At 63.7% G+C, this 6,097-nt stretch carries 5 protein-coding genes and 1 tRNA gene; 2 read left to right on the top strand and 4 right to left on the bottom strand.

All coding sequences use genetic code 11. From position 1 onward, the window contains the following. Window positions 1-134: 134 nt before the first annotated feature. Together AC3LCN_RS05700 and AC3LCN_RS05695 are read right to left on the bottom strand one after the other, a co-directional pair. Complete coding sequence (locus tag AC3LCN_RS05700; protein ID WP_488649103.1) at window positions 135-728, bottom strand: hypothetical protein; 594 nt, start codon at window positions 726-728, stop codon at window positions 135-137. Between the two features lie 8 nt (window positions 729-736). Continuing rightward, the gene (locus AC3LCN_RS05695; RefSeq protein ID WP_488649102.1) at window positions 737-1,447 is read right to left on the bottom strand and encodes a J domain-containing protein; all 711 of its coding nucleotides are present in this window, start codon (window positions 1,445-1,447) and stop codon (window positions 737-739) included. 130 nt (window positions 1,448-1,577) lie between these two features. Here AC3LCN_RS05695 and AC3LCN_RS05690 point away from each other — a divergent pair, with 130 nt between their 5' ends. Both AC3LCN_RS05690 and AC3LCN_RS05685 read left to right on the top strand, forming a co-directional pair. After that, a complete protein-coding gene (locus AC3LCN_RS05690) occupies window positions 1,578-2,507 on the top strand; it encodes a UbiA family prenyltransferase (RefSeq protein ID WP_488649101.1) in 930 nt (309 codons plus the stop codon). Beyond that, window positions 2,504-4,081 carry a phytoene desaturase family protein gene (locus tag AC3LCN_RS05685; protein WP_488649100.1) on the top strand — a complete coding sequence of 526 codons (1,578 nt, stop codon included), beginning with the start codon at window positions 2,504-2,506 and terminating at the stop codon, window positions 4,079-4,081. Before AC3LCN_RS05690 ends, AC3LCN_RS05685 begins: the two co-directional genes overlap by 4 nt. An 85-nt stretch (window positions 4,082-4,166) precedes the next feature. On the opposite strand, the gene AC3LCN_RS05680 is transcribed toward AC3LCN_RS05685, so the two are convergent. Then, window positions 4,167-5,603 (bottom strand): NCS2 family permease, encoded by a 1,437-nt coding sequence (locus AC3LCN_RS05680; protein ID WP_488649099.1) that lies wholly within the window; start codon window positions 5,601-5,603, stop codon window positions 4,167-4,169. A 232-nt stretch (window positions 5,604-5,835) separates the two neighbouring features. Continuing rightward, window positions 5,836-5,912, bottom strand: a tRNA-Arg gene (locus AC3LCN_RS05675). Between the last annotated feature and the right edge of the window lie 185 nt (window positions 5,913-6,097).

Here is a 6,097-nt window from a genome sequence, read left to right as displayed (position 1 = left end):
AGGCGTTCAACATCATGTCGATCCCGACGATCGCCTACTTCAAGGGCGCTGGTGCCCAGCCAGTTGGCGCCGTCGGCTTCCAGACCGCCGAGCAGCTAGAGGCGCGATTCGCGCTGAAGGAGCTCGTCTAACCCTTACGGGATTGCCAACGCCGCCGCATATGCGGCGAGTCGTTCGGCGACCAGCGCATTGGAAATATCAGAGGTGAGCAGTGCGCGCACGCGATTCTTCTCAGTAGTCTCAAAGAGCACAATCACCTGGCGGTGATCACCGTTGATGAGCGTGAACTCCTTGCCCGGCCAGCTGCCCACCGCGATGTCGACGATCGTTAGGCCCTGCGTCTTGCGACCACCACGCGCGCCGCGCTCGAACGCATAGGCCAAGTTTGCAAGCGTGAGTCCTTCTGCGGAATACACGACCAGCGAATAGCCAGTCTTATCGGGTAATTCAAAAACGGCACCCGCAGATCGCAGCTCGCGGATCCCGGCACCCCAGAGTGGTCCAAGTCGGGCCTTCGAGCATTCGCGACCGGAGTCAACGGTGACCGGCGTTGCATCCCAGCCGGCAACCGGGAGGGCCGCTTCAAGAACGGTGTCGAAGCCAGCGGCGCGCTGCTGATCAATCGTCTCGTTGCACGGAAGTGAGCCGTCGGGCGGCGTTGTTGGCGCGCAGGCACCCGCTGCAACCGCGAGAATGAGTGCCGCAAGCATCGTTCGCATAGCACTCATCATGACGCCTACTCCAACTCCCTGTTCGGATCAAAGAGCGGCGCTGTTGCGCGCCTCGTACTGCCTCGGGGTGGGTGTGGCGCGCCACGCTCTTCGAGATCATCGAGCGCCACATTCGCCGCGCGCACCAACTCTTGATCGCGGCGAACGTTGTCGGCGCACCAGACGAGGTAGCCAGGGTCGCGCTTCGCCACGTCACCAACGGTTGCCCCCTCGTACCGCCCGAAGGCGAATACGGTTGCTGCGGCTTCGCTCAGCGTTGGGCGTCGGTAGTCGGCGGGGAGTGGCGCAAAGCTTCGCTCCACTGGGCCAGCGGGTGAGCCTGGGAGTGGGCCAACAGGGCCACGCGGCGCACGCGGCGCCCACGGCTGTTCTGGTCGCCAGTTGATCGGCGCCGGACGGCTCGTGCGCGCATTCGCCGCAGGGGCGGCATCCACAACGACGCTCGCGGTGATGGGTCGTTCCGGCTTGTGTCCCCCCTTTGCTGGTGGCTCGGCTGCCGGCGCCCCTTCGGAGGCCCACGCCTCGGCGAGCAGCGCTTCGGCGGCGGCATTGATGAGGGCCATCTCGCGAGTTGCGGCATCGGCACTCGCCTGATCGTTGACGAAGCGGTCGGGGTGATGCTCGCGGGCGAGCCCTCGACGTGCGGCGCGAATCTCATCGGCGCCTGCGCCGAGTGGCACGCCGAGAACCTCGTGTGGCGTACGGCGCCGCGTCATCGCGGCGCGTCCTCGCCGGTGGCGATCAGCGCCAGGTCAGGGCTGCGAAGCGTGACGTGCATGGCTACAAATGGCATAGAGACCAAGTGTAGCCGCCTCCCCTACGATGAGGGAGAACAAAGGAGGCGCCATGCGCAATCTACTGAAGGCAATCGAGATCTCGCGACCCCTGCTCTGGCTGAATACGTCGATGCCACTGCTCTGGGGTGTGATTGGGTTGCGTGGAAATCTTGTCGTCAGTGATGTGGTCCTCTTCGCCTTCTTCCTCTTCCCGTACAACTACTTCTTGCACGCGCCGAATGACTACTTTGACTTCGAGACCGATGCGCGCAATCCACGCAAGGGCGGCGTAGAGGGTGCCCTCACGCCAAAGCCACTCCTGGCGCGTCACGCAATCATCAGCACCCTCCTCTTGGCGCCGTTCCTTGTTGCCGTTGCGGCAACCACGCCGCCACTCACCCTCCTCTCGCTGCTTGTGCTCTTGATTCTGTCTGCTGGATACAACGCACCACCAACGCGCCTGAAGGGGCGGCCGGTGTTGGACTCACTCACCAACGTGCTCTACGCAATTCCACTGCAGATCGGCCTGCACGCGGCGGGGAGCACCAACCTCGTTGACGCGCCAGTGCTCGTCTTCGCCGCCTGGGGGATCGGCGCACATGCGCTCACCACCATCACCGATCGCGATGAAGATGCCGCAGCTGGCGTGCGCACCATTGCGGTGCTCCTTGGCCGTCGCAACACGGCGCTTTTCGCCGCAGCCTGGTTTACCCTCGTCGGGTTCGGCGTTGCCTCCGTCACCGGAACACCGGCAACAGCGCTGCTCGCCCTCCCCTACCTCGCCCTCTGCTTCATTGGCCGCGATGCTCGCGGTGAGGCGGGCCGTCGCCTCTACCGCCTCTTCCTCATCGCCAACGTGGCGCTTGGCGCATCGATCACCATGCTGGTCTTGCTGAGCGTCAGCGTTGATGCGGCGATCCCTGCCGGGATCCTGGCGATGGGTGGCACGGCGATTGCCCTCGGCGTCTCCGTCGGTCGCGCCGTTCTGCAGCGCCGATGAGCGTCGCGCCGAAGCGCGTCGTTGTTGTGGGCGCCGGCCTCGCCGGACTCGCCACCGCCGTTCGCCTCGCCGCCGAAGGGCTGCAGGTCACCGTTGTGGAGCGCGGCACACGCTCCGGCGGCAAGATGGGGCGCCGCGAGATCGGCCCGTATCGCTGGGATAGCGGCCCGACGATCTTCACCCTGCCAGAACTCTTCGATCAGCTCTGGAGCGCCGCTGGCGCGAAGCGCAGTGATGACCTCACGCTGCTGAAAGTAGAACCTGCGTCGCGCACCTTCTTCGCCGACGGTAGCGTCCTTGAAACGTCGAGCGACCTCGCCAAACTCGCCGCAAGCTTCGGTGCACTTGATCCGCGCGACGCAGCGGGGATCCCCGCCTTCATGCGCCGCGGCGAGAAGCTCTGGCGCGAACTGGACCAAACCTTCTTCCGCCAGTCGCTCAGCCCACTCAGCCTGTTGGCACCAATGTCGTGGCTCGCAGGGATTCGTCTCGATGCCGCAACGCCGTATAGCCGCCGCATCAACAGCACCTTCCACGACGAGCGCATTCGCCACGTGATGCGCTACAAGTCGATCTACTTGGGCTCAACGCCGCAGAGCGTGCCCGGCGCATTCCTCTCGATTCCGTACATCGAGGCGAAGTTCGGCACTTGGCATCCGCAGGGGGGCATGCATGAGGCACCTCTCGCCATGGAGCGGCTCGCCCGTCGCCTCGGCGTGGAGTTCCGCTACGGCACCGATGCGATCGGCAGCATCATCAGCAAGAAGCGCATCAGCGCGCTGCGCGTGGCCCCACGCAGCGACAGCCGCGCGCTCGGTAGCGGCCCCGCGGCGCCGAACCAGCCTGGCGAGGAGCGCCTGGAGGCCGATGCGGTGCTCTTCAACGCCGACATCGTGCACGCGCATCGCGACCTGATCGGCGACGAGCACCTTGGCCTCTTCAGCCGCCGCCGCTTCAAGCACATCACCCCGTCGTCGAGCGCCTACATCCTGCACCTGGGGGTGAAGCGCACCTTCCCCGATCTCGCCCATCACACTGTGTGGCACCCCGAGAACCCGAACGAGGAGCTCGACCGCATCATTGACTCGCCCGTGCCGAGCGGCGACCCAACCCTCTACATCCAGCACGTTGCGGCAACCGACCCGACTGCGAAGCTCGGCGGCCGCACCACCCTCTATGTGCTGACCCCGGTGCCGCCACTGAAAGATCGCTCCTGGTGGGTGGAGCACCGCGACGAGTACCGCGCCGCCACGATCAAGCGCGTCTGCGAGCGCACCGGCCTCAAGCCCGAAGAGATTGAAGAGGTCGCCGATTGGACGCCGCTTGAATTCGAGAACGAGCAGCGCTGCCACGACGGCTCAATCTTCGCCCTCGCCGCGAGCTTCTTCCAGAGCGCCTACTTCCGCCCAGCGAATCGCTCCAGCGATCTCCGCAACGCCTACTTCGCCGGCGCTGGCACGCAGCCAGGCGGCGGCATCCCGCTCGTCATGCTCTCGGGCTACATTGCCAGCCGCCAGATCCTGCGCGACCTTGGCTACACCCTGCCCCCAAGCGAGGCGGGGCACATCGCGTAACTCGCTCTCCCAGCAACACAAAAGAGCCGACCCCCAAAGGGGCCGGCTCCTCGCTTACCCGCCGCGCGGGCCTCTCAATTACAACCTAGAACCCGAGGGTCGCCTGCAAATACGGCAGGGCGAAGTAGAGCAAGAACCCAACGATGGAAACCCACATCAGTGGCTTCACATCGCGGGCACTACCGGTAACCACCTTCAAGAAGCCGTACGTTACAAACCCGAGACCGATACCGGTCGTAATCGAGTAGGTGAACGGCATCATGACGATCGTCACAAGGATTGGGAAGCCGTCAACGACGTTCTTCCACTCAATGTCCTTGATTACCTGGAACATGAGGAAGCCAACGAGAACGAGGGCCGGAGCCGTCGCCTGCGCTGGCACAATGCCCGTCACTGGCGCAATCACGATTGCAGCCAAGAAGAGCAGTCCGGTAACGACGCTCGTGAGGCCGGTACGACCGCCCTCTTCGATGCCCGCTGCGGACTCAATGTAGGTCGTGTTCGACGAGACGCCGAACGCACCACCGACTGCAGCAGCGAGGGAGTCGACGAGCAGGACCTTGTCCGAGCCCGGGAGCTGACCCTTGCTATTGGTGAGCCCGGCGCGCTCGCCGAGGCCGACCATCGTGCCGGCGGTGTCAAAGAAGTCGCTCAACATCAAGGTGAAGACTGCGAGGGCGACCGAGAGGACGCCGACGCCGTTCTGCCACACCGTGAAGATCGCGCCGAGCGGCTTACCGATCGTCGAGAAGTTCTCGGCGTTGAAGTTGAAGATCAACTGTGAAAGATCGCTCGGCAGCTTTGCCGTAACGTCGAGGAAGCCCGCGCTATTGATTGGGCCCTCAATGTCCTGACCGTAGAGATTGTTCAAGATCACGGCTGCAACCGTTGCGCCAACGATGGAGAAGAGCAGCGAGCCCTTCACCTTGCGCGCCGTCAGCACTAGTGCGATCACCAAGCCGATGATGAACGTCAGGATTGCTGGGGTCGTGAGGCTACCAAGTGTCAGTGGCGTTGGTCCGTTGACCACGATACCGCCCTCGTTGAGGCCGATGATCATGATGAAGAGGCCGATGCCGACCGCAATGGCGCGCTTTAACTGAAGTGGAATCGCTTCGAGGATCGCCTGGCGGAAGCCGGTCAGCACCAGAACGGTGATGAGCACGCCCTCCCAGAAGATCACAGCCATCGCCTGATCCCATGGCAGTCCCTTGCCGAGGATGAGTCCGTACGCCACGGTGCTATTCAAGCCGAGGCCTGCAGCAAGGGCGAACGGATAGTTTGCGACGAGTCCCATCGCAATTGTCAGAACGCCAGCAGCCAACGCCGTTGCAACCGCAACTGGCAGGAAGCCTGGGACGCCTGGAACCCCCGAAAGGGCGGCGTTGCTCTGCGAAACAGTGTTCGCGTTCACGAAGATGATGTACGCCATCACCAGGAATGTGGTGATGCCAGCACGGATCTCCGTACCAACCGTCGTCCCACGCTTCTTGAGCTGGAAGTACGAGGCAATCGTTGCCATGGTTTCCTCCCCTAGGCCGAATGGACGGTCGGCCGACCGGAACCCCACCTCCGGACAGCCTCCGCGCTGCCTGGAGCGGTCACCTGCGTGACCAGCGGCGTGTCGTGCTCAACCTACGCCACGGCGCAGGGCCGTAGACCCCCAAAACTGGGCAAAATGACACGATCTTGGGAGTTCTTTTCGTGCAGATGCACAAGATTAGGGCGGGAGAGGCACGACGGTGAGGGAGAGCTGGCGGCCCCGGCAGGAGTCGAACCTGCGACCAACTGCTTAGAAGGCAGCTGCTCTAATCCACTGAGCTACGGGGCCAGCTTCCCGTAGGATAGAGGTATGAAGGCCCTTTATGACGGAACCGAGCTGGCATCGATGGACCCCCTGGTCCTGATGAAGAACCTTGACCACACTCGCATGACTGCGCGCCGCCTCTCCTACATCCTGCAGCAGCAGGTGCACCTCTACACCCCCGAGGCGAACAAGCTCCGCGACGAGATTGA

It is taken from the genome of Candidatus Limnocylindrus sp. (genome assembly GCF_040397215.1).
In the GTDB taxonomy this organism is placed as follows: domain Bacteria; phylum Chloroflexota; class Limnocylindria; order Limnocylindrales; family Limnocylindraceae; genus Limnocylindrus.
The sequence above is the reverse complement of the archived record's forward strand: the minus strand, read 5'-3'. Positions and strand labels throughout refer to the sequence as shown.

What these genes read in the sequence shown, in the direction of transcription:
- AC3LCN_RS05700 (WP_488649103.1), bottom strand. Translation starts at nt 728, where the DNA reads ATGAGTGCTATGCGAACGATGCTTGCGGCACTCATTCTCGCGGTTGCA.
- AC3LCN_RS05695 (WP_488649102.1), bottom strand. Translation starts at nt 1,447, where the DNA reads ATGACGCGGCGCCGTACGCCACACGAGGTTCTCGGCGTGCCACTCGGC.
- AC3LCN_RS05690 (WP_488649101.1), top strand. Translation starts at nt 1,578, where the DNA reads ATGCGCAATCTACTGAAGGCAATCGAGATCTCGCGACCCCTGCTCTGG.
- AC3LCN_RS05685 (WP_488649100.1), top strand. Translation starts at nt 2,504, where the DNA reads ATGAGCGTCGCGCCGAAGCGCGTCGTTGTTGTGGGCGCCGGCCTCGCC.
- AC3LCN_RS05680 (WP_488649099.1), bottom strand. Translation starts at nt 5,603, where the DNA reads ATGGCAACGATTGCCTCGTACTTCCAGCTCAAGAAGCGTGGGACGACG.